General features: G+C 68.0%; 22 protein-coding genes. 20 read left to right on the top strand and 2 right to left on the bottom strand.

Going from position 1 to position 20,441, the window contains the following annotated elements; translation table 11 throughout:
• The first annotated feature begins 26 nt into the window (after positions 1-26).
• The 7 genes from ACX80I_RS09805 (at position 27) to ACX80I_RS09775 (ending at position 5,926) form a co-directional block, all read left to right on the top strand.
• On the top strand, positions 27-209 hold the full coding sequence (locus ACX80I_RS09805) for a 2-keto-3-deoxygluconate permease (RefSeq protein WP_459344927.1): 183 nt from the start codon (positions 27-29) through the stop codon (positions 207-209).
• 1 nt (position 210) lies between these two features.
• Complete coding sequence (locus tag ACX80I_RS09800) at positions 211-1,509, top strand: four-carbon acid sugar kinase family protein (RefSeq protein WP_459344926.1); 1,299 nt, start codon at positions 211-213, stop codon at positions 1,507-1,509.
• Positions 1,506-2,531: a 4-hydroxythreonine-4-phosphate dehydrogenase PdxA gene (gene pdxA / locus ACX80I_RS09795; RefSeq protein ID WP_459344925.1), complete on the top strand. Its 1,026-nt coding sequence runs from the start codon at positions 1,506-1,508 to the stop codon at positions 2,529-2,531. Before ACX80I_RS09800 ends, pdxA begins: the two co-directional genes overlap by 4 nt.
• Positions 2,532-2,559: 28 nt before the next feature.
• Positions 2,560-2,697, top strand: a complete 138-nt coding sequence (locus ACX80I_RS09790) for a hypothetical protein (protein ID WP_459344924.1) — start codon at positions 2,560-2,562, stop codon at positions 2,695-2,697.
• Between the two features lie 35 nt (positions 2,698-2,732).
• Positions 2,733-3,623 carry a GntR family transcriptional regulator gene (locus tag ACX80I_RS09785; RefSeq protein WP_459344923.1) on the top strand — a complete coding sequence of 297 codons (891 nt, stop codon included), beginning with the start codon at positions 2,733-2,735 and terminating at the stop codon, positions 3,621-3,623.
• Positions 3,624-3,914: 291 nt separating this feature from the next.
• Complete coding sequence (locus ACX80I_RS09780; protein WP_459344922.1) at positions 3,915-5,417, top strand: amidase; 1,503 nt, start codon at positions 3,915-3,917, stop codon at positions 5,415-5,417.
• Between the two features lie 185 nt (positions 5,418-5,602).
• Positions 5,603-5,926 carry an NIPSNAP family protein gene (locus tag ACX80I_RS09775; RefSeq protein ID WP_459344921.1) on the top strand — a complete coding sequence of 108 codons (324 nt, stop codon included), beginning with the start codon at positions 5,603-5,605 and terminating at the stop codon, positions 5,924-5,926.
• A 34-nt stretch (positions 5,927-5,960) separates the two neighbouring features.
• Here the strand turns inward: ACX80I_RS09775 and ACX80I_RS09770 are convergent, their stop codons facing one another.
• Entirely contained in the window at positions 5,961-6,383 is a 423-nt protein-coding gene (locus ACX80I_RS09770) for a DoxX family protein (protein WP_459344920.1), read from the bottom strand.
• Positions 6,384-6,605: 222 nt separating this feature from the next.
• Here ACX80I_RS09770 and ACX80I_RS09765 point away from each other — a divergent pair, with 222 nt between their 5' ends.
• The 8 genes from ACX80I_RS09765 to ACX80I_RS09730 all read left to right on the top strand — a co-directional run bounded on the left by ACX80I_RS09765 (position 6,606) and on the right by ACX80I_RS09730 (position 14,355).
• Positions 6,606-7,685: an SDR family oxidoreductase gene (locus tag ACX80I_RS09765; RefSeq protein ID WP_459344919.1), complete on the top strand. Its 1,080-nt coding sequence runs from the start codon at positions 6,606-6,608 to the stop codon at positions 7,683-7,685.
• A 336-nt stretch (positions 7,686-8,021) separates the two neighbouring features.
• Complete coding sequence (locus ACX80I_RS09760; protein WP_459344918.1) at positions 8,022-8,813, top strand: pullulanase X25 domain-containing protein; 792 nt, start codon at positions 8,022-8,024, stop codon at positions 8,811-8,813.
• A 193-nt stretch (positions 8,814-9,006) separates the two neighbouring features.
• Complete coding sequence (gene pxpA / locus ACX80I_RS09755) at positions 9,007-9,750, top strand: 5-oxoprolinase subunit PxpA (RefSeq protein WP_459344917.1); 744 nt, start codon at positions 9,007-9,009, stop codon at positions 9,748-9,750.
• A gap of 24 nt (positions 9,751-9,774) precedes the next feature.
• Positions 9,775-10,014: an acetyl-CoA carboxylase gene (locus ACX80I_RS09750; RefSeq protein ID WP_301229198.1), complete on the top strand. Its 240-nt coding sequence runs from the start codon at positions 9,775-9,777 to the stop codon at positions 10,012-10,014.
• Positions 10,015-10,016: 2 nt separating this feature from the next.
• Entirely contained in the window at positions 10,017-11,372 is a 1,356-nt protein-coding gene (locus ACX80I_RS09745; protein ID WP_459344916.1) for an acetyl-CoA carboxylase biotin carboxylase subunit, read from the top strand.
• On the top strand, positions 11,369-12,271 hold the full coding sequence (locus tag ACX80I_RS09740) for a 5-oxoprolinase subunit B family protein (protein ID WP_459344915.1): 903 nt from the start codon (positions 11,369-11,371) through the stop codon (positions 12,269-12,271). Before ACX80I_RS09745 ends, ACX80I_RS09740 begins: the two co-directional genes overlap by 4 nt.
• Positions 12,261-13,226 (top strand): 5-oxoprolinase subunit C family protein, encoded by a 966-nt coding sequence (locus tag ACX80I_RS09735; RefSeq protein WP_459344914.1) that lies wholly within the window; start codon positions 12,261-12,263, stop codon positions 13,224-13,226. The genes ACX80I_RS09740 and ACX80I_RS09735 overlap by 11 nt, the downstream gene beginning before the upstream one ends.
• Positions 13,227-13,347: 121 nt before the next feature.
• Entirely contained in the window at positions 13,348-14,355 is a 1,008-nt protein-coding gene (locus ACX80I_RS09730; protein WP_459344913.1) for an alpha/beta fold hydrolase, read from the top strand.
• On the opposite strand, the gene ACX80I_RS09725 is transcribed toward ACX80I_RS09730, so the two are convergent.
• Positions 14,310-15,416, bottom strand: coding sequence for a LacI family DNA-binding transcriptional regulator (locus ACX80I_RS09725; RefSeq protein ID WP_459344912.1), 1,107 nt, complete (start codon positions 15,414-15,416; stop codon positions 14,310-14,312). The genes ACX80I_RS09730 and ACX80I_RS09725 overlap by 46 nt on opposite strands.
• A gap of 221 nt (positions 15,417-15,637) precedes the next feature.
• Between ACX80I_RS09725 and ACX80I_RS09720 the strand changes: the two genes are divergently transcribed.
• Genes ACX80I_RS09720 through ACX80I_RS09700 form a run of 5 tightly spaced genes read left to right on the top strand, consistent with a single transcriptional unit; the run spans position 15,638 to position 20,433 of the window.
• Positions 15,638-16,636 (top strand): asparaginase, encoded by a 999-nt coding sequence (locus tag ACX80I_RS09720; protein ID WP_459344911.1) that lies wholly within the window; start codon positions 15,638-15,640, stop codon positions 16,634-16,636.
• Between the two features lie 42 nt (positions 16,637-16,678).
• On the top strand, positions 16,679-17,566 hold the full coding sequence (locus ACX80I_RS09715) for a polysaccharide deacetylase family protein (protein ID WP_459344910.1): 888 nt from the start codon (positions 16,679-16,681) through the stop codon (positions 17,564-17,566).
• Positions 17,566-18,954: an MFS transporter gene (locus tag ACX80I_RS09710; RefSeq protein ID WP_459344909.1), complete on the top strand. Its 1,389-nt coding sequence runs from the start codon at positions 17,566-17,568 to the stop codon at positions 18,952-18,954. The genes ACX80I_RS09715 and ACX80I_RS09710 overlap by 1 nt, the downstream gene beginning before the upstream one ends.
• Positions 18,941-19,705 (top strand): SDR family NAD(P)-dependent oxidoreductase, encoded by a 765-nt coding sequence (locus tag ACX80I_RS09705; protein WP_459344908.1) that lies wholly within the window; start codon positions 18,941-18,943, stop codon positions 19,703-19,705. The genes ACX80I_RS09710 and ACX80I_RS09705 overlap by 14 nt, the downstream gene beginning before the upstream one ends.
• Complete coding sequence (locus ACX80I_RS09700) at positions 19,702-20,433, top strand: SDR family NAD(P)-dependent oxidoreductase (RefSeq protein WP_459344907.1); 732 nt, start codon at positions 19,702-19,704, stop codon at positions 20,431-20,433. Before ACX80I_RS09705 ends, ACX80I_RS09700 begins: the two co-directional genes overlap by 4 nt.
• Positions 20,434-20,441 lie beyond the last annotated feature (8 nt).

The raw sequence follows: 20,441 nt of genomic DNA, 5'->3' as shown, positions 1-20,441 counted from the left end.
CCTCCCGTACAGAGAGAAGATTCGCCATGGCAGCCGAATCGCTTCCGAAGTCCCGCATCCCACTGTTCGACGGCATGAACCGCATCCCCGGCGGACTCATGCTCATCCCCCTGATCCTCGGCTCCATCGTCGGGACCTTCGCCCCGCCTCTCCGCCGGCGACCGAGCAGGCCCGGGACGCGACGTAGCGGTGTCGAGGAGAACGGCTAACGTGGAGTCCTCCGCACCCATCGTCGGCATCGCGGCCGACGACGTCACCGGCGCCACCGACTCCGTGGTCCAGTTCTCCCGCACCGGCTGGTCCTCCCGGCTGCTGCTGGGGGAACTGCTCCCGAACTCGGTGGCACCGGGCAGCGCCCTGGCCGTGAACACCGACGCCCGCGCGATGGGCACCGGCACCGCCCGGCAGGCTACGGCGAGCGCCATCAGGAACCTGGTCAGCGCCGGGGCGAATCACCTGTACCTGAAGATTGACTCCACCATGCGCGGCAGCGTCGGGGCGCAGGTCGTCGGGGCTCTCGACGCGTGGCAGGAACAGCACCCCGGCTGCTTCGCCGTCGTGTGCCCGGCCTACCCGGCCATGGGGCGCACCGTCGAGGACGGTCTGCTGCGCGTCCACGGCGGACCGGCCGAGAGCTCCCCCGCGGGCCGGGATCCGGTCACGCCGGTTCCGACGAGCGAGTTCTCGCAGCTCCTGCCCGGCACGACGACGATCAGCCTCAGCGGCTCCGCCGAGCGGGATGCGCAGGCCCTCCGGGGCGCGGCGGGCGACGGCGTCGTGGTCGTCAATGCGACCTCCGACGACGACCTCCGCGCCCTTGCGGCAGCACTCGTCGTCGCCGGTCCGACGGCAATCCCCGCCGGGTCGGCCGGCCTCGCCGCTGCGCTGGCAACAGCCTGGGCCGAGTCGGGAGCCGTGCGCGCTTCACCGGAACCGACCCCTGCAGCGCAGGGGCCGCGGATCGTCGTCGTCGTCAGCTCGCTGCACGACGTCGCCCGCGCCCAGACCGACCACCTGCGCTCCCAGCTGGACCCGGCCGACCTTCGCATCCTGCAGCCCGACGGGTCGCTGCTCGACCAGCCGAACCGGCTCGCGCAGTGGGCCGCCGGAGAGCTCGAGCTCCCGGAGTCGCTCCCGCGGGTGATGGTCATCATCTCGCCCGAGGCGGTCGGCGGCTCCGAAACCCTCAGCGGCGCTGCCATTGCGCGCAGCCTCGCGTCGGTGGTGCAGCAGACCCTGGCCCGCGCATCCGTCGGCGCCCTCGTGCTCGTCGGCGGCGACGGGGCCCGCGCCGTCCTCGACGCAACCCGCGCCCAGGCGCTGCGCATCACTGGCGCCATCCAGGAGGGCATTCCGGTCGGCGTCGTCGAAGGCGGCACCGTGGCTGGGAAGATCGTCGTCACGAAGGCCGGCGGCTTCGGGCCGGTCTCCGCCCTGCTCGACACCGTCACCGAACTCACCCGAACCCTCACACCCACCCTCGCCCACTCCACGGAGGCATCCTCATGAGCATCCCCACCCTCGCCGTCACCCTCGGCGACGTCGCCGGCATCGGACCGGAGATCACCGCGAAGTCACTCCTCGGGCACGACGACGTCCGGCAGGAATGCAGGCCCGTCGTCATCGGCGACGAGGCCGCCATGCGCCAGGGCGTGAAGAACGTCGGCGGCAACCCGGACACGGTCCGCGTCCTGTCCTCGATCGAGGACGCCACCAACGAGCCCGGCATCATCGAACTCCTGCAGACCGGTCCGTCACTGGCCGACGTGAAGCTCGGCGAGCTCAGCCCCGCCGCAGGTGATGGCTCCTACCGCTTCGTCGTCGAGGCCTGCCGCCTTGCCCGCGAGGGCAAGGTGCAGGGCATCGTCACCGCGCCGCTCAATAAGGCCGCGATGCACGCCGGCGGACACAAGTGGCCCGGCCACACCGAGCTGCTCGCGCACGAATTCGGCGTGGAGAACTTCAGCCTCGTCCTCTCCGCGGGCGACCTCTACTTCTTCCACCTCACCACCCACGTCTCCCTGCGGCAGGCCATCGAGGACGTCACGCCGCAGCGCACCACCAACGTCATCGAACTCGTCAGCGCTTTCACCAAGGCGCTCGGCAACCCGGACGAGCCGATCGGCCTCGCCGGACTGAACCCGCACGCCGGCGAGAACCGGCTATTCGGTGACGAGGACGCCGACATCCTCGCCCCCGCCGTCGCCGCCGCCCGCGAGAACGGCATCAACGTGCACGGGCCCATCCCGGCGGACGCGCTCATCCCCGCCGCGGTCAAGGGCAAGTGGAACATGGTCATCGCCTGCTATCACGACCAGGGCCACGCACCCTTCAAGGCGGTCTACGGCGACGACGGCGTGAACATCACCGTCGGCCTGCCCGTCGTCCGCGTCTCGGTGGACCACGGGACGGCGTTCGACATCGCCGGACAGGGCATCGCCCGCGAGGCGAGCCTGGTGCTGTCGATCCGTCGGGCCGCCGCCCTGGCGCCGGGCTGGGACCACGTCTGGCGGACTGCGCAGAAGAAGTAGCCGGCCCCGGACATTTAGGATCGGAATCATGACAAGCGACGAAGACCTCGACCCTCCCGTCCCCAGCTACCTCGAGGGCATCGAGCTCAAGCGGGTCCACGACGGCAAGGTCCTCGAGGAGCACGACGACGACGGCTCGTCGCCCATGGACAGCCCGGGCGAGTAGCTCCTCGACGACGATCCAGAACCGGAGCAGACCTCATGGCTGGAACAGAAACCCCTGACGCTCCCGAGCGCACGCTCGACGCCGGGAGTAGCGAGCCGCTGCATTTGCAGTTGCGTGGTCACCTGCGGGCGCAGATCATGAACCACTCGCTGCCGCCGGGGACGTCGCTGCCCAGCGAGGCCCAACTGCAGGTGCGGTACGGCGTCTCCCGGTCCGTGGTGCGTCAGGCCCTCGGTGCGCTCGCTGACGAGGGGCTGATCGAGCGCGGCCGTGGTCGCGGCAGCACCGTCGCTCCGCGGCGTGAGCACCACCGCCTCGTGCATCGGACCTCAGGGCTCTCGGCGCAGATCGGGAGTACCGGGGCGACGGTGGGCACGAACGTGCTCTCGCTGGTGGTGCAGGACGCTGATGCGTCGACGGCGGTCCTCGGGACGCCACAGGTCCTCGCCCTCGAGCGGGTGAGGACGGCCGACGGTGTGCCGATTGCCGTCATCCATACGTGGCTGCCCGCGCCAGCATTCGTCGACCTGACGGCCGAGTCACTGCGGGACGCGTCGCTGCACGCGGTGCTCGCGGAGAAGTTCGGTGTGCAGATCACCTCCGGGAAGCGGCAGATTCGCGCCGTGCCCGGCGACCGGGACCTGCTGGGGCTGCTGCATCTGGACGCAGGCTCGCCGGTCCTGCTGCTGGAAGGCACCAGCTACGATCAGGACGGGCGGCCCGTGGAGGTCTTCTCAACGTGGCACCACCCGGATCACGTGGTCTTCGACATCGACATTCAGCGAGAAGCCGCAGAACCGGGTCCCGCCCAGCGGCCAGAACCGCCGTTGTTACCTGCCGATTCGCCCGGCGTTGCCGACCGAGCCCGCCAGCTGGGCGCGGAACTGCTGCGCTTTGCCGACCAGATTTCCAGCCCGGGCCGCTAACCTCCACGTCGTCCCGGCCATCGGCGTCGCCCTGTGTCCTGAACACAAGATCGCTGCACGTGCCGCTGGAATGGTCTCGCAGCGGCCAATCTGCGAGCAGTAGCTTTCCAGATGTTCGTACCGGTGACCCCATGTCACCACTAGGAGCAGCGTCTTGAACCCCACAACCGGTTCCAGCGGGACGCCTGTTCTGCTGAAAATCGGATAACCGCGCTGAGGGGTTGACCTTGGTTCTGGCTGGTCCTAGCGTCAGGGCACAAAACTATCTGACCTCTCATGGGAGAACCCAGCATGGATCTCAACGGTACGTCGCTCGAAAATGCTGACATCGCAGGAATCCAAGCCGCACTGTTCACCGGTCGGGTCACTGCCCGGCAGTTGGTCGACGCTTACCTCGACCGGATCGAGGCCTTCGACCATGCCGGCCCTGAACTGAACGCAATTGTCACCATCAATCAGGCCGCCAGGGAACAAGCTGATGCGCTGGATTATGCTTACCAGCAGACAGGGCAACCGGTGGGGCCTCTGCACGGCATCCCCATGGTCATCAAGGACTGCTTGGAAACGGCTGATATGCCGACCTCGTTCGGATCGGAGATCTTCGCTGACTTCCGGGCGGAGGAAGATGCAACAGTGGTCGCTAGACTGCGGGCCGCGGGTGCCATCATCCTGGCGAAAACAACACTCCCTGACTGGGCCACATCATGGTTCAGCTACTCCTCCCGTACCGGGGTGACGAAGAACCCCTACGACCTCGACCGCGATCCAGGAGGATCAAGCAGCGGAACAGGCGCCGCCATCGCGGCAGGGTATGCAACCGTGGGGCTAGGCACAGACTGCGGAGGATCAGTGCGACTACCGGCCTCATTCTGCAACCTGGTAGGGGTTCGCTCCACCCCCGGTTTGATCAGTCGAACCGGATGCAACCCTTTGGTCAGCGCCCAGGACACCATCGGGCCGATGGCCAGATCCGTAGAAGACGCCGCCCGCGTATTCACCGTAATGGCCGGCTTCGACGAGAGCGACCCACTCACCTACGCCTACTCCGTGGCACGCGCTCCGGCGTCCTACGTGGACAACCTGGTCCCTAACGCCCTGCAGGGACGACGTGTTGGAGTACTGCGCAGCGCATTCGGTGCTGACGCTGACCCCAACTCTGCCCCCGTCAATCAGGTGATGGCCAGCGCCCTCGATGAGTTGAGGGCAGGTGGTGCCACTCTCGTCGATGTCACGATCGATGACCTGTCCGGGTGGATCGGTCGAACGTCCATGTACACGATCAAGTCCAAGCAGGACATCAACAACTGGCTCTCATCCAAACCCAACCCGCCAGCCCGCACCGTCGCCGAGATCATCGACTCCGGCCGGTACCACAAGAAACTCGACCTCCTCGAGGCGTTGGCAGCCGGACCCGATGATCCGCTGAACGACCTGAATTACTACACCGCCTATACCGCGCGTGAAGCGTTCATGAAAACGGTCGTCAATCTCATGGAGGCCAACAACCTCGATACGTTGGTCTATCCGACTTGCCAGGTCACCCCGCCAACCCACGAGGACACCGATTCCGGGCTGTGGAACACCTTGAACTTCCCCACGAACACGGTCATAGGTTCGCAGACCTGGATGCCGTCCATGACGGTACCGGCTGGCCTGACCGACTCCGGTCTGCCCGTCGGAATGGAGATACTCGCACGTCCTTACGATGAGCCCACCATGTTCGCAATCGGCTACGGCTTCGAACAGGTCATCGGGCACCGATCTCACCCCCAGAGCGCACCAGTAAGCTTCTAACCGCCAGGTGCCCAAGACATAGGGCGGTTAAGTCCTCAGGCTGGACTTGCAGGCCCCTATGAGCCTTCCTCGCGCCTGCGGGCCGGCGGCGCGCACCCCTCCCGAGAGTAAGCCTATGTTTATGCTGAGCTGGGACACGGCCGCTGCCACGTCCGCCACGTCGTCGTCCATCTGAGGAGCACCGCATGACCTATGAACTCCGTACCTACACCGCCAACCCGGGTAAGATGGACGCCCTCGTCGAGCGCTTTCGAACCAACACGATCGGCCTCTTCACGGAGCACAACATGAAGAGCCTCGGCTACTGGACCCCCGTAGGAACCGACGACGTCCTCGTCTACCTCCTCGAGCACGACGGCGACCCGAAAGCGAACTGGGCAACTTTCCAGGCCGACCAGCGGTGGATCGACGCGAAGTCGGCGTCCGAGGTGGAAGGCGCCCTGGCGGCGAAGATCGAGTCAGTGATGCTCGAGCCGACAAACCTGTACCCGATAGCCGTCGCCCGCTAATCCGCGTCAGCTGTCCGGGCCGGAAGCGGAGCCGTCAGCGCCGTAGCATCCGCCGGTCCCGCCACGCGGCCGTGGACCACAGCGCCCAAAGCACCAACACGGGCTGAAAGAACAGGCGAGCGAGCCGGGCGCCGTCGGTGTCCAGTCCGAACGCGCTCACGCCGTCGACATACTGGGCGATGTTGCCCGGGAAGATCGCGACGAAGAACGCCGCGACGACCCAGCCGACCAGCACGCGGTGCCGGCCGAGGAACACCAGGCCCGCTCCGAGCACCAGTTCAACGACGCCGGACACCACCACCACGACGTCGGCATCGATCGGCAGCCAGGACGGGACCTGAGCGGCGAACTCGGACCGCGCCACAGTCAGGTGAGCAATCCCGGCGACCAGGAGGAAGACTCCGAGGACGAGCCTCGCGATGGTCCGGGGCCGGGAGGTGCGCGCAGGAGATGCCATCCGGCGGAGCCTAGCATCGAGTCACGATCGAGCCGCGAGCAGAAGTCGACCTGGATCTCGGGATGTCACCGTCGGCCTCCTGCTACACCATCAGCCGGGCAGGGAGCATCCAGTACGCACCCTGCCTGACGAGCGCGCCATCTGGATATCGTTGGGATCGGCCGAAGCCGGAGTCCCGCAGGTGCCGCCGATAGTGATCCCCCGACGTCGAAGGAGCCCGCCATGACCGATGCCGAGACCGCAGCCGACGAGTCGAAGGTCGTCCTGGTCGCCGGAGTGGGCGGGGTCATCGGTCGGCATGCCGCGGACGAGTATGCCAGCCGCGGTGCACTGGTCCGCGGACTGAGCCGTCGACCGGTTGCCGGTGCCCGGTGGGAGCACCTGTCCGTGGACCTGCTCGACCCGGAAGCAGCGCGGACCGGACTGGAAAGCGCCCGGGACACGACCCACCTGGTGTTCGGCGCCTACATCGAGCGGCCCACCACTAGGGAGCAGATCGAGGTCAACAGTGCCCTGCTGGTCAACACCCTGGAAGGCCTCGAAGCAGCCGGCACACCGCTGCGGCACGTCACCCTGTACCAGGGCGGGAAGGCGTACGGCGCCCACCTGGGCTACTTCAATACCCCGGCCAAGGAGCGCGATCCGCGGCTGATCCAGCCCAACTTCTACTACGAGCAGGAGGACATCCTCCGCGCTGCCGCAGCGAGGCGCGGCTTCGACGCGACGATGCTGCGCCCGGAGGGTGTGGTGGGGTACGCCGTCGGCAACCCGATGAACATCCTCATGGTCATCGCCGTCTATGCGAGCATCTGCCGGGAACTCGGCCAGCCCCTGCGCTTCCCCGGCACCCACGCCGCCTACGACGCCCTCTACCAGGTGACCGACGCATCCCTGCTGGCTCGCGCGACCGTCTGGGCAGGTTCGGAACCGCGAGCCGCCGGCGAGGTCTACAACATCACCAACGGCGACCAGATCCGGTGGCGACACCTGTGGCCAGTCTTCGCCCGCCACTTCGGGATGGACTACGCCGAGCCGCAGCCCGTCCCGCTCTCAGAAGCGATGCCGCAGCACCAGGACCTCTGGCAGCAGATGGTGACGAAGTACGGCCTCGTCCCCACTCCCTACGAGGACCTCGTGGGCTGGTCCTTCGGCGACTTCCTCTTCCGCTCGGGCTTCGACAACGTGACCTCGACCATCAAGGCCCGGCAGCACGGATTTGCCGATTGCCTCGACACGGAGGATCGATTTATCGAGCTCTTCGGCGAACTGGCCGCTACTCGGATCATCCCGCCACTGGCCTGACAGGATCCGGTCGGGCGGGTCGGGGCACGCAATGTCGCCGCGGCTTCTCGTCATACACACCGGAAACTCCCAGCCTCCGATAAAATCAGGGTGCTGCCGTCCATCGCGCCAGCACCGAAGGCCTGCCCGGACAGCAATCCGTTCCCGGAAATAACTACCGTGCGCGCGCAGATTCGGTGATGATGGACGGCAGAACGCCGCAGAAAGCCCACGAAGGAGACCGCCATCGCCCCCCGGAACCGCACCAACGAACGACTCCGCGCCACCCTCGCCCTCCTGGCCGACAACCAGAAGTCCGGAACCGCCGTCGCACCCAGCGAACTGCTGTCCCAGGCCGTGGCGCAGGTTCCCTTCGACGACAAGGAAGCCGAACTCCTCGGCGGCGGTGTCCCCCGCGGCTACAAGGCCCTGACGACGACGACGGCAAAGCTCGTGAAGGCCGGCTGGCTCGTCAAGGGCCGCAGCGGCTGGACCGCCACGGAGGAGGGCGTCCGCGCCGTTCACGCCTTCACCGATCCGGAGCAGTTCGTGAACGCGATGATCAGCGGCGCTCCGGTTCCCGAGCAGGCGGAGGCTCCGGCACACGCACCGCAGGCGCCCGAGTCCCTCGGTGAAGAGGCGCAGGCCGATCAGGCCGAGCGCGCACCCGAGACGGCCGAGACATCCGAGGTCTCGGAGACGATGGCGGACCTGGCGCCGTCCGGTTCGGCCTCCTCGTCGGGAGCCGAGGACCCGACGCCGCCCGATGTCACGCCCACCCTCGAGGTCTCGGACACCGCCCCCGAACACGCGCCGACGGACACACCCGCCGACGAGGCGTGGCAGGACCAGCCGCAGTCGGTCGGCCTCTCGGGGAACTTCGACCCACTGTTCGGCGAGGCAGGCCACTGGAGCACGGACCTCCGCGAACTGCAGTTCGTGTGGGAGCCGACGGAGAACACCTGGAAGCAGACCCTCAAGCTGCCCGCCGGCAACTACCAGTTCAAGATCCTGGTCAATGGCTCCTGGGACGAGAACTACGGCCGGTTCGGGGTGCGCGACGGCGACAACCACGAACTGCACCTGCTCTCCGACACCTCGGTGACCATCCGGTTCGACTACGGCACGAAGGACATCGAGACCTCCTAGGTCCGAGTCCGGCCCCGGCCCCGTCAACTGCTCCGGCAGTGGGCGGGGCCGTCGTCGTTGGCGGGGTGTACTCCACCGCTCGCTGATCCTGCACACCTGCCGGGCCGGACAGCAGACGCAGCTGTCCTCCCGCGTTGCAGAAGGAGGGGCGCAACCCCTAGATCGTCAGCAGGCTGATCACTATGGTTGGTCCATGACGGACCCCGGAGCGCGGCGTGCGACGCCGATGATCAACTCGGACATGGGCGAATCCCTCGGCCTCCACTCCTTCGGCAACGACCTCGCACTGCTGGACACCGTGGACGCCATCAATGTGGCCTGCGGCTTCCACTCGGGTGACCCGGACGCCATGGCCGACACCGTCGCCGCGGCCCACGGGAAAGGCGTCCGGATCGGCGCGCACCCCGGACTGCCGGATCTCGTGGGCTTCGGCCGCCGCGAGATGAAGCTCTCCCCCGCCGAGGTGGAGCACATCATCCTCTACCAGGTCGGAGCCCTCAGCGCCTTCCTGCGGCGGGAGGGAGCGCCCCTCAACCACATCAAGCCCCACGGCTCCCTGTACGGCATGCTGGCCCGGGACCCGGAGCTGATGCGGAGTGCGGCTCGCGTGGCCCGGCTCGTCGACGTCCCGATCTACGGCATCGCCGGCACGGCCCACCAGTCCGTCTGCGAGGAACTTGGCATACCGTTCGTCGCCGAACTGTACGTGGACCTCAACTACGGACCCGCCGGCGAACTACTGATCCAGCGCCGCCCGGAACCGACGGATCCGGAAGCGGCCGCTCGCCGCGTGACGCGCGCGCTCTCCGACGGGCAGGTCGAGGCCTCGGACGGCACCCTGCTCACCATCCCGTTCGACAGCATCTGCGTCCACTCGGATGCGCCCAACTCACCCGCCGTGGCGGCAGCAGTCCGCTCCGCCCTCGACAGCTACTGACCCAACCTCCCGAAAGGACTCCCCGTGGCCGACATCGTCTCCCCACTGCCAGGCATCTTCTACCGCAAGCCCGGACCGGACAAGGAACCCTTCGCGAACGAAGGGGACTCCATCGAGGCGGGCCAGACCATCGGCGTCGTGGAGATCATGAAGCAGTTCTCCGAGATCCGCAGTGATGTCGCCGGCACGCTGGAGAGCTTCGCGGTCGAGGACTCCGGAACCGTGAATCCCGGGGACGTCATCGCCACGGTGTCGGAGGGTTAGCGATGGAACGGGTGCTGATCGCCAACCGCGGGGAGATCGCCGTGCGGGTCATCCGCGCGGCCCGGGAGCTGGGACTGCAGACGGTCCTTGCGGCGAGCGAACCGGACCGCGACTCCTACGCGGCGTCCCTCGCCGACGACGTCCAGGTGATCGGCCCGGCGTCGGCCGCTAAGAGCTACCTCGACACCACCGCGGTGCTTGCCGCCGTGGAGGCATCCGGGGCCGACGCCGTCCACCCCGGCTACGGTTTCCTGTCCGAGAACGCGGAGTTCGCCCGGGCCGTCGCCGCTGCCGGGATCACCTGGGTGGGCCCCTCCGCCGATGCCATCGAACTGATGGGCAACAAGTCCCGCGCACGGCAGGCCGCAGAGGATGCCGGGGTGCCCACGCTCCCGGGGAGCCACGGCGCCCTGGACCCCGACGTCGACCCCCTGCCCATCGCGCATGCTGTCGGGTATCCGCTGGTCGTCAAGGCGTCCTCCGGCGGCGGCGGGCGGGGCATCCGCCTGGTGACCCGGGAGGAGGACCTCGTCGGAACCGTCGACGTCGCCCGCGCGGAGGCGAAGGCGGCATTCGGCGACCCCGCCGTCTACCTCGAGCATTTCGTCCAGCGCGCACGCCACGTCGAGGTGCAGATCCTCGGTGACGGCGAGCGCGTCATCCATCTGGGCGACCGGGACTGCTCACTGCAGCGCCGCCAGCAGAAGATCATCGAGGAAGCCCCCGCACCCTCGCTGCCCGACGACGTCCGCGAGACCATCCTCGCCTCGTCGATCGAGCTCGGACTCCAGTGCGGCTACTCCGGTCTCGGGACCATCGAGTTCCTCTACGACGCGGACCAGGAGCGGGCGGCCTTCATCGAGATGAACACCCGGCTCCAGGTGGAGCATCCGGTCACGGAGATGGTTACCGGCCTCGACCTCATCCGGGAGCAACTGCTCGTGGCGGCCACCGGCAGACTGCGGCTCCGCCAGGAGGACATCACCTTCCGGGGCCACGCCTTCGAATTCCGGATCAACGCCGAGGATCCATCGCAGAACTTCATGCCGAGCCCCGGCACGCTGCAGCGCCTGGAGTGGCCGGGAGGCCCCGGCGTAAGGATCGATTCCGGCGTCGTCGCCGGATCCGCCGTCGCACCCTACTACGACTCGCTGCTCGCCAAGCTGGTGGTGTGGGACGAGACCCGGGCCGAGGCCATCCAGCGATCAATACGCGCACTCGGGGAGGTGCGGATCGAGGGCGTCAAGACGACCCTCCCGCTCCTGTCGACCGTCCTCCAGCGGCCCGAGGTACGGGACGTCACCCACCACTCGAAGTTCCTCGAGTCCACCCCCGACCTCCTCGGAGCCCAGCCATGAGCCAGGTATCGCAGCAACTGGAGGCCGCCCGCTACACGTGGGGCGGCGATGAGTTCCTCTTCGTCGAGATCGCCGAGAGCATGAGCCTGGCCGCCAACTTCAAGGCGAACGCCATGGCGACACGGCTGACCGCGCGGGTCATCGACGGCGTGGTGGACATCTGCCCGGCGAACGCCTCCCTCCTGCTGCGCTTCGACCCCGACACGGTGCCGCCGGACCGACTGGAGGCGCTCGTCCGCGAGGTCGAGGAGGAAGTGGCCCAGCTCAGCGAGCAGACGCTGGAGACCCGCATCATCGAGATCCCGGTCTGGTACGACGACCCCTACACGCGCGAGACCGGCGCCCGCTTCCGCAAGGGCCACCAGCGGCCGGAGGGGACGGACCTGGACTTCGCGGCGGAGGAGAACGGCCTGTCCTCCCCGCAGGAGTTCATCCGCAAGCACCACGAGTCCCCCTGGCTGGTGTCCATGGTCGGCTTCGTCGCCGGGCTGCCCTTCATGTTCCAGATCGTCCCGCAGGAGGAGCAGCTCGAGGTCCCGAAGTACCTGAGCCCGCGCACGGACACGCCGCCGCTGACCGTCGGCCACGGCGGCTGCTTCGCCTGCATCTACTCGGTGCGGGGCGCGGGCGGCTATCAGATGTTCGGGATCGCCGCGGCGCCCATCTTCGACCCGGCGCAGAAACTGAGCGACTTCTCGGACTTCATGATCTTCTTCCGGCCCGGGGACATCGTGAAGTTCCGGCCCGTCGACGAGGACGAATACCGCGCCATCCAGGCCGAGGTCGACGCCGGCACCTTCACCTACCGTCAGGCTCCGGTCACCTTCGACCTGCAGAAGGCCCTGACCGATCCCACCGCCCACAACCGGGACCTTTTGGAGAAGCTCAATGGCCTTTAACATCGTCGAACCCGGCCTCGCCACCTCGGTCCAGGACCAGGGCCGGCTCGGCTACTACAACGTCGGCATCCCGCAGGGCGGTGCCATGGACCAGCTGTCCGCCTCGATGGCGAACGCCCTGGTGGGCAACGCCCCGACGGACGCCGTACTCGAATGCGCCTACCTCGGCCCGAAGTTCACCACCGACACCGACGCCGTCCTCGCCGTCACGGGAGCGCCCGTCCAGGTGAAGGTCAACGGCACGACGGCGGAGCAGTGGACCCGGCTCTCGCTCGCTGCGGGCGACGAGGTGTCCTTCGGGATGCTCTCGGGCGGCACGCGCTACTACATCGCCGTCCAGGGCGGTATCGACGTCCCCCTGGTCCTCGGGAGCCGCAGCACCTACGCCCTCGGCGCGCTCGGGGGTCTGCAGGGCCGCACCCTGAAGCCCGGTGACACGGTTCCCGTCGGCGCCGTCGGCCCGTCGTCGGGATCCGGCAGGGACTCGATCCCCGAGGACCTGAGGCCGGTCTATGCGAAAGAGGTCACCGTCCGCATCCTGCCGGGCCTGTACGACCACAGGCTCACGGCCGAGGGCATGGAGACCCTGCTCAGCGCCACATGGAAACTGACTCCCGTCGCCGACCGCACCGGCCTGCGCTACTCCGGCCCGGACATCGCGTGGAAGCCGCGCACCCAGCCCTTCGGAGCCGGGTCGGACCCGTCCAACATCGTGGACGCGGGCTATGCGATCGGGTCGATCCAGATACCCGGTGGCAAGGAGCCGATCGTGCTGCACCGCGACGCCGTTTCCGGCGGCGGGTATGCCATGGTCGCCACGGTGATCAGCGCGGACATGGACCTCGTCGCCCGCAGCGCGCCCGGGACCGTGACGCACTTCGAGGCCGTGACCATGGAGCAGGCGCTCGCCGTGCGGGCGGACGCGGCGAGGATCCGCAGGGCCGTCTGGGAGTGAGTGCCGTCCGGGAGTGAGGGCCATCCGACCTCGCGGCACTCCCGCTCTGTACCGGGTGGCCCGCCGTCTGTACGATCGGGCTGGGCTCCACTGACGGAGCCTCGGCGAAGGGAGCAATGCAATGGAGCATAGGCTTTTCGACCTGGGGGATTTCAGCCTCCAGAAGGGATCCGTCCTGCCGTCCGCCCAGCTCGGATACACCACGCTCGGGAAGCTGAACGAGGCGAAGGACAACGTGGTGGTGTGTCCCACCTGGTTCACCGCCACACCCACCGATACGGCGACGTGGATGACCGGCGAGGACCGCGCCCTGAAACCGAGCGAGTACTTCATCATCGTGCCGAACCACTTCGGGGCGGCCGTCTCCTCCTCGCCGAGCAACACACCTCCCCCGTTCGGCCGGGGCACGTTTCCACGGGTCACCGTGTACGACAACATCAACGCCCAGTACCGGCTGGTGACCGAGGAGTTCGGGATCGAGAAGATCCGCCTGGTGTCCAGCTGGTCCATGGGCGCCGCCCAGACCTACGCCTGGGCCGCGCTGCACCCCGAGATGGTCGAGGCGATAGCCCCCATCTCCGGGTCGGCCCGCACAGCGCACTACAACCAGGTGTTCCTGCACGCCCTCATCCGTGCGATCACCGGGGATTCCGACTGGAATGACGGCTTCTACGGGGACAAACCCCCGGTGCGGGGACTGAGGACCTTCGCGTCGATCTACGCCGGCTGGGGTTTCTCCGAGCCGTTCTACCGCGAGGAGGTGTACCGCGGGTTCGGCGCCGCCAGCCCGGAGGAGTTCATCGAGATCTTCTGGGAACCGTTCTTCCTGAAGTGCGACGCCAATGACCTCCTCGCGCAGATCCGGACCTGGATGCACAACGACCTCGGCGACCATCCCACCTTCGGTGGCGACTTCGACGCCGCGCTCGGAGCGATCCGTGCGAGGACGATCATCATGAACGCCGAGACGGACCGGTACTTCCCGCCCATCGACAGCGAGTACGAAGCCGCCCGCATACCGGGTGCCATCACCAGGCCCATCCCGACCATCTGGGGCCATCTGGCTCCCTTCAACCCCGCCGATCAGGCATTCATCGACGAAGGGATCAGGGAGCTGCTCGCCGACTGACCGGAGTGGCTGGACGCCAGAACCCCGACGCCGGCCGACGCGCTGCTCTCGCGCACGAACAACTCAGGGGCATGGCGCACGGAGTCGACCTCCTCGCCGTTCATCACCCGCCGCAGCATGCCCACGGCGGCCCGCCCGATCTCGACCATGGGTGAACGCACCGAGGTCAGCGGAATGGGGAGCTGCGCGGCGAGGGACGTGTCATTGAACCCGACGACGGCGATGTCCTGGCCGACGACGAGTCCGGCGGCACGGAAGGCCCCCATCGCACCGATGGCCGCGAAGTCATTGACGGCGAACACCGCCGTCGGCATGTTCCCCCGGAGGGCCAGCAGCTTGTCGCCCGCCTCCCGGCCACCCTCCGTGTCGAAGCGGCAGTACAGGATGCGGTCTCTCGGCACCTCGCCGCCCAGTTCGTGCCACCGCTCGACGAACCCTGCCGTCCGGTCCACTCCCGTGCTGGCATAGGGCTCGCCCGCGAGGATAGCGACGGATCGGTGCCCGGTGCTCCAGAGGTGGTCCGCGACCAGGCGCCCACCCGCCGTGTCGTCGCAGGTGGAGGAGGGGAATCCCGGGTAGCGGCGGTTCATGAGGACGAACGGCACGTGGCGGGCGGTGAGGTCGTCGACCAGGCTGCTGCCGGCGTGAACGTCCCCCAGGATCAGCCCGTCGACCCGGCGCGCCAGCATGATCTCGGCCTTGCGCCGCTGCTCGTCCAGGTTGTCGTGGGAGTTCATCACGAAGGTCGAGTGGTTGCTCTCGGCGGCAGCCTCCTCGACGCCCTCGTACATGGTCGCGAGGACGAGGTCGGAGAGCCGCGGCACGATCACCCCGATGGCCCGCGTCCTGCGGGTACGAAGGCTCGTGGCGTGCGGGTCGGGCGAGTAACCCCGCAGCTTTGCGAGGTCCCGCACCTTCCGGGCCGTCTCCGTCGAGGCGGCCCCACGCGCCACCTCCGTCTCGGAGTGCAGCACCCGCGACACGGTGGAGACGTGGATCCCCAGCTCTGCAGCGAGGTCCTTCAGAGTCACCGCTGCACGTCCCTTGCCTGGTGCCTTCACGGCTGCCCCCTTTCCTTCCAGTTCCGGGTGTGTTTCGCGTTCGTGAACTCTTGAGCAGTCCATTGACGAGACCCACCTCACATCCTAGGGTTTTCCTCAGCAAACCCAAACGTTTGGGTCCGCTTTCGCTCCTTGGTAGGTAGCCCCACACAACTCCTCGTCCTGACCCGGACCTTGGATCCCGTGGCGACTACCCAAACGATTGGGTAAGGGAGGACAGCATGGGAACCACAACCGGGCAGGTCGTGCTGCTGGCGACCGGCGGCACGATCGCCTCCCGCTCCGAATCCTCAGCGGGCGCGACCGTCGCCGCCGATGCGGGCAGCACAGTCCTCGCCGCGGCCGGGCAGAACGCCTTCGCCGTGGACGTCGTGGACCTCATGCAGAAGGGCTCCTACCTCCTCACCTTCGACGACATGCTCTCGGTGTGCACTGCCATCCGAAAGGCTCTGGCATCCCCGGAAACCCTCGGCGTCGTCGTCACACACGGCACCGACACCATGGAGGAGACGGGCTACCTGGCCGACCTCCTCCACGACGACCCCCGCCCGGTCGTGTTCACGGGGGCCCAGCGGGCGGCCGACAGCGAGGATCCGGACGGACCGGCGAACCTGCGGGCCGCCATCGCCCTCGCGGCGTCACCCGACGCGCGGGGCAGGGGCGCCCTGATCGTGTTCGACGGCGAGGTGTTCCCGCTGCCCGGTACCCGGAAGACGGAGACGACGCGCCTGCGCGCCTTCAGCAACCCGGACCTCGGGCCGGCAGGGTCGGTCGCGGGCACCGGAACCATTACGCTCGGCCCGGCGCCGACGCGGCCGGAGTCCCTCGACGTCCCCCCGATCGGCAACTCCGTCCGGGTCGACATCGTCCCCTCCTATCCGGGAGCAGACGCCACCCTCTTCGCCGCCGCCCTCGGCGCCGGTGCCCGCGGGATCGTCCTCGAGGCCACCGGGCTCGGGAATGCCAATGCCGAACTCTGCGACGCCGTGCGCGCAGCGGTGCGCGACGGCGTCGTCGTCGTCACCAGCACCCGCGTGCATGCGGGACCGGTCCGCGGCGTCTACGGCGCCGGCGGTGGCAGGACGCTCGAGGACGCCGGCGCCGTCCCGTCCGGGCTGCTCCGCCCGTCCCAGGCACGCACCCTCCTGCATGCGCTGCTCGCGCTCGGACTGCCGCCCGACGACGTCGCCCGCCACGTCCGCGAGCGCGGAAACCCCTGACCGACCACCCGTCCCCCATCCCCACCAGGAAAGGCCGTACCCATGACAAAAGATATCCAGATCGCCTTCGGCGTCGACGTCGATGCCGTTGCCGGCATGCTCGGCTCGTACGGCGGCGAGGACTCCCCCTGCGACATCTCCCGCGGGCTCTTCAGCGGGGAGGTCGGCGGTCCTCGGATCCTGCGCCTCTTCGAGAAGTACTCCCTCCCCTCCACCTGGTTCGTCCCGGGCCACTCGATCGAGACCTTCCCGGACCTCACCCGGATGATCGTCGACGCCGGCCACGAGATCGGCGTCCACGGCTATTCGCACGAGAACCCGATCGCCATGACCCGCGAGCAGGAGACGGCGATCCTCGACAGGTCGATCGAGCTCATCGAGAAGGTCTCGGGCCGCCGTCCCACCGGCTACGTGGCCCCATGGTGGGAGTTCTCGCCCATCACCAACGAGATCCTGCTCGAGCGCGGCATCAAGTACGACCACTCGCTCATGCACAACGACTTCGAGCCCTACTACGTGAGGGTCGGCGACAGCTGGACGAAGATCGACTACACCCAGCCCGCCGAGGCCTGGATGAAGCCCCTCGTCCGCGGGCAGGAGACCGACCTCGTGGAGATCCCGGCCAACTGGTACCTCGACGACCTCCCTCCCATGATGTTCATCAAGGCCTCACCGAACTCCCACGGCTTCGTCAATCCCCGGGACATCGAGCAGATGTGGCGGGACCAGTTCGACTGGGTCTACGCCGAGATGGACTCCGCCGTCTACACCATGACGATCCACCCGGACGTCTCCGGCCGGCCCCAGGTCCTGCTCATGCTCGAGCGCCTCATCCAGCACTTCAACTCGCACGAGGGCGTCACCTGGCACACCTTCGACCAGATCGCCGACTCGTTCCTGGCACGCAATCCCCGAAAGGAATCGAACTGATGTCCACCAAAGAGGCGGGTGTCGACCTTTCGACACCGACGAGTAACGAGCAACGCAATTTCCCCGTGTTCTCGAAGAAGAAGACCAGCACGGCGACCGTCCTCGCCCTCTGCGCCTGGACCGTCGCGGTCTTCGACTACGGACTGTTCGGCACCCTGCTGCCCGCCATGCAGGACGAGTTCGGCTGGACGGCGCCGGAAGCGTACGCCGTCAACACCTGGATCGCGGTCGGAACGGCCATCGTCTGCTTCGGCATCGGACCGGTGATCGACCGCCTCGGCCGCAAGAAGGGCATGATGCTGACGGTCGGCGGGACCGCCGTCATCTCCGGCATCACCGCCCTCATCCCGGCGACCCTCGGCTTTGCCAGCAATGCGCTCCTGGTCCTCGTCCGATCCTTCGGCGGATTGGGCTTCTCGGAGCAGGCCGTGAATGCGACCTACATGAACGAGGTCTACCAGGTCACCGAGGACGAGCGGAAGCGCAAGCGTCCCGGCTTCCACTACTCCTTCATCCAGGGTGGCTGGCCGCTGGGCTTCCTCCTCGCGAGTGCACTCGGACTGGCGTTCCTGCCCCTCCTGGGCTGGCGCGCGCTCTACCTCATGGCCACGATCCCGGCGATCATCATCGTCCTGCTCATCAGCAAGAAGCTGAAGGAGACGCCGCAGTTCGAGTTGCACCAGCGCCTCACCGAACTGGAGAAGGGCGGCAAGAGCGACGAAGCCCACGCACTCGCCGCCGCCTACGGCGTCGAGCACTCCTCGGTGTCGCCGCTCAAGCGCATCTGGGAAGGCGAGTTCCGCCGCAACACGATCGTCTTCTCGCTCGCCTGGATCCTGAACTTCTTCGGCATCGCGATCTTCAGCGTCCTCGGCACCTCGGTGCTCGCCAACGCCAAGGGCGTCGAGCTGACCGACGCCTTCCTGCTGCTGATCGTCATCAACATGCTCGCCTACTTCGGCTACGTCTTCCACGGCTGGATCGGTGACAAGGTGGGCCGGAAGAGGACCATCATCGTGGGCTGGATCATCTCGGGCCTGTCCTTCGCCGTGATGCTGAGCCCCCTCGTCTCCAGCCCGTTCCTGATCATCCTCACCTACGGCACCGGCCTGTTCTTCCTGGTGGGCCCCTACGCCGCCATCCAGTACTTCATGGCCGAGTGCTACCCCGTCAGCTGCCGGGCCACGGGTCTTGCCTTCATCGGCGCCATGAGCCAACCGGGGACGATCATCGGCGGCGCCCTGTTCACCATCGTCGCCGCTGCGGCAGGCACCGGTGCGGCGGCCCTGTGGGTCGGCGCCGTCGGCACCCTGCTCTCCGGCGTCCTGATGATCGCGGCCCGGCCCGTCGCGGCCGTCGCCCTCGAGGAGCCCCATGCCACAGTCTGAGGTAGCCATCGTTACGGGTGCCGCCAGCGGTATCGGCCGCGCCCTCGCCGTCCACTACGCCGGCCGGAACGTCCGGACCGTCATCGGCACCTTCCCCGGCGACCCGCACGACCCGGAGGAGACCCTCTCCGGTGTGCGGGCCGCCGGCGGCGAGGCCGTCATCCACGAGGTCGACGTCCGCTCCACTCCTTCGGTGGATGCGTTCGCACAGCGCGCCCTGGATGAGTACGGACGCCTGGACTACGCCATCGCGAACGCGGGTATCCTCCGCAACGCTCCGCTGAACGAGCTGACGGACGATCTCTGGACGGCCATGCTCGACGTCGACCTGACCGGCGTGCTCCGTACGCTGCGGTCCGCGTCGCAGCGGATGGACGGACCGGGTGCGCTCGTCGCCGTATCCTCCATCGCCGGCGGCGTGTACGGGTGGGAGGAACACGCGCACTACGCCTCGGCCAAGGCGGGTGTCCTCGGGCTGGTCCGGAGCGTCGCGTCCGAACTGGGACCACGGCAGATCCGCGCCAACGCGGTGATCCCCGGCCTGATCGAGACACCGCAGTCCCTCGACCCCGTCAACTCGCTGGGCCCCGAGGGCCTCGAGCGGGCCGGCAAGGACATCCCTTGGGGGCGCGTGGGCCGGCCGGAGGAGGTGGCCGACGTGATCGGGTTCCTGACCTCGGACGCTTCCCGGTACATCACCGGGCAGTCGCTCATCGTGGACGGCGGCCTGACCATCAAGATGCGCGCATGACGGCGGCTGGAACGGGCGGTCCCCGGGGTGCCGGCGGTCCCCGCACCGTCGTCGTGACTGGAGGCGCAAGCGGGATCGGGGCGGCGATCGCCGACGGGTTCTCCGCGCAGGGGGACACGGTGGTGGTGCTGGACCGTTCCACCGGGCCCGGGGTCATCGAGGTCGACGTCGCGCGGGAGGACAGCGTGAGGAACGCCTTCGCGGCTGCCCGCGAGCGGGTCGGGACCATCGACATCCTGGTCAACAGCGCCGGGCTGCTCACCGAGTCCCCGATCGAGGACATGTCGCTGGAGCTCTGGTCGGAGACCATCTCGGTGGACCTCACCGGGGTGTTCCTCTGCTGCCGCGAGGTGGTCGGCCCGATGCGGCGCCAGCGGTGGGGGCGGATCATCAACATCTCCTCCCAGCTCGGCATCAAGGGCGGCATGGGCCTCGGCCACTACAGTGCGGCGAAGGCCGGGGTGATCGGGATGACCAAGGCCCTGGCCCTCGAGGTCTCGGCCGACAACGTGCTGGCCAACTGCATAGCCCCGGGGCCGATCGAGACACCGCTCGTCGACGGGATCTCCGAGGACTGGAAGGTGGCGAAGCGCGCGGAGCTGCCCCTGCGGCGGTTCGGCGTGCCGGCCGAAGTGGCTCCGACAGCCCTGCTCCTTGCGAGTGATCCGGGCGGCAATCTGTTCGTCGGCCAGACCCTCGGCCCGAACTCCGGCGACGTCATGCCATGACCCGGACA

It is taken from the genome of Arthrobacter rhamnosi, assembly GCF_054510855.1.
Note: the sequence above shows the minus strand (reverse complement) of the source record. Positions and strands in the feature narration are given on the sequence as shown.

Bases quoted from the DNA above. Each gene is read 5' to 3' on its own strand.
- ACX80I_RS09765 (WP_459344919.1), top strand. From the start codon at position 6,606: ATGACCGATGCCGAGACCGCAGCCGACGAGTCGAAGGTCGTCCTGGTC.
- ACX80I_RS09780 (WP_459344922.1), top strand. From the start codon at position 3,915: ATGGATCTCAACGGTACGTCGCTCGAAAATGCTGACATCGCAGGAATC.
- ACX80I_RS09805 (WP_459344927.1), top strand. From the start codon at position 27: ATGGCAGCCGAATCGCTTCCGAAGTCCCGCATCCCACTGTTCGACGGC.
- ACX80I_RS09775 (WP_459344921.1), top strand. From the start codon at position 5,603: ATGACCTATGAACTCCGTACCTACACCGCCAACCCGGGTAAGATGGAC.
- ACX80I_RS09730 (WP_459344913.1), top strand. From the start codon at position 13,348: ATGGAGCATAGGCTTTTCGACCTGGGGGATTTCAGCCTCCAGAAGGGA.
- ACX80I_RS09700 (WP_459344907.1), top strand. From the start codon at position 19,702: ATGACGGCGGCTGGAACGGGCGGTCCCCGGGGTGCCGGCGGTCCCCGC.
- pxpA (WP_459344917.1), top strand. From the start codon at position 9,007: ATGACGGACCCCGGAGCGCGGCGTGCGACGCCGATGATCAACTCGGAC.
- ACX80I_RS09710 (WP_459344909.1), top strand. From the start codon at position 17,566: ATGTCCACCAAAGAGGCGGGTGTCGACCTTTCGACACCGACGAGTAAC.
- pdxA (WP_459344925.1), top strand. From the start codon at position 1,506: ATGAGCATCCCCACCCTCGCCGTCACCCTCGGCGACGTCGCCGGCATC.
- ACX80I_RS09785 (WP_459344923.1), top strand. From the start codon at position 2,733: ATGGCTGGAACAGAAACCCCTGACGCTCCCGAGCGCACGCTCGACGCC.
- ACX80I_RS09705 (WP_459344908.1), top strand. From the start codon at position 18,941: ATGCCACAGTCTGAGGTAGCCATCGTTACGGGTGCCGCCAGCGGTATC.
- ACX80I_RS09715 (WP_459344910.1), top strand. From the start codon at position 16,679: ATGACAAAAGATATCCAGATCGCCTTCGGCGTCGACGTCGATGCCGTT.
- ACX80I_RS09790 (WP_459344924.1), top strand. From the start codon at position 2,560: ATGACAAGCGACGAAGACCTCGACCCTCCCGTCCCCAGCTACCTCGAG.
- ACX80I_RS09735 (WP_459344914.1), top strand. From the start codon at position 12,261: ATGGCCTTTAACATCGTCGAACCCGGCCTCGCCACCTCGGTCCAGGAC.
- ACX80I_RS09745 (WP_459344916.1), top strand. From the start codon at position 10,017: ATGGAACGGGTGCTGATCGCCAACCGCGGGGAGATCGCCGTGCGGGTC.
- ACX80I_RS09770 (WP_459344920.1), bottom strand. From the start codon at position 6,383: ATGGCATCTCCTGCGCGCACCTCCCGGCCCCGGACCATCGCGAGGCTC.
- ACX80I_RS09740 (WP_459344915.1), top strand. From the start codon at position 11,369: ATGAGCCAGGTATCGCAGCAACTGGAGGCCGCCCGCTACACGTGGGGC.
- ACX80I_RS09720 (WP_459344911.1), top strand. From the start codon at position 15,638: ATGGGAACCACAACCGGGCAGGTCGTGCTGCTGGCGACCGGCGGCACG.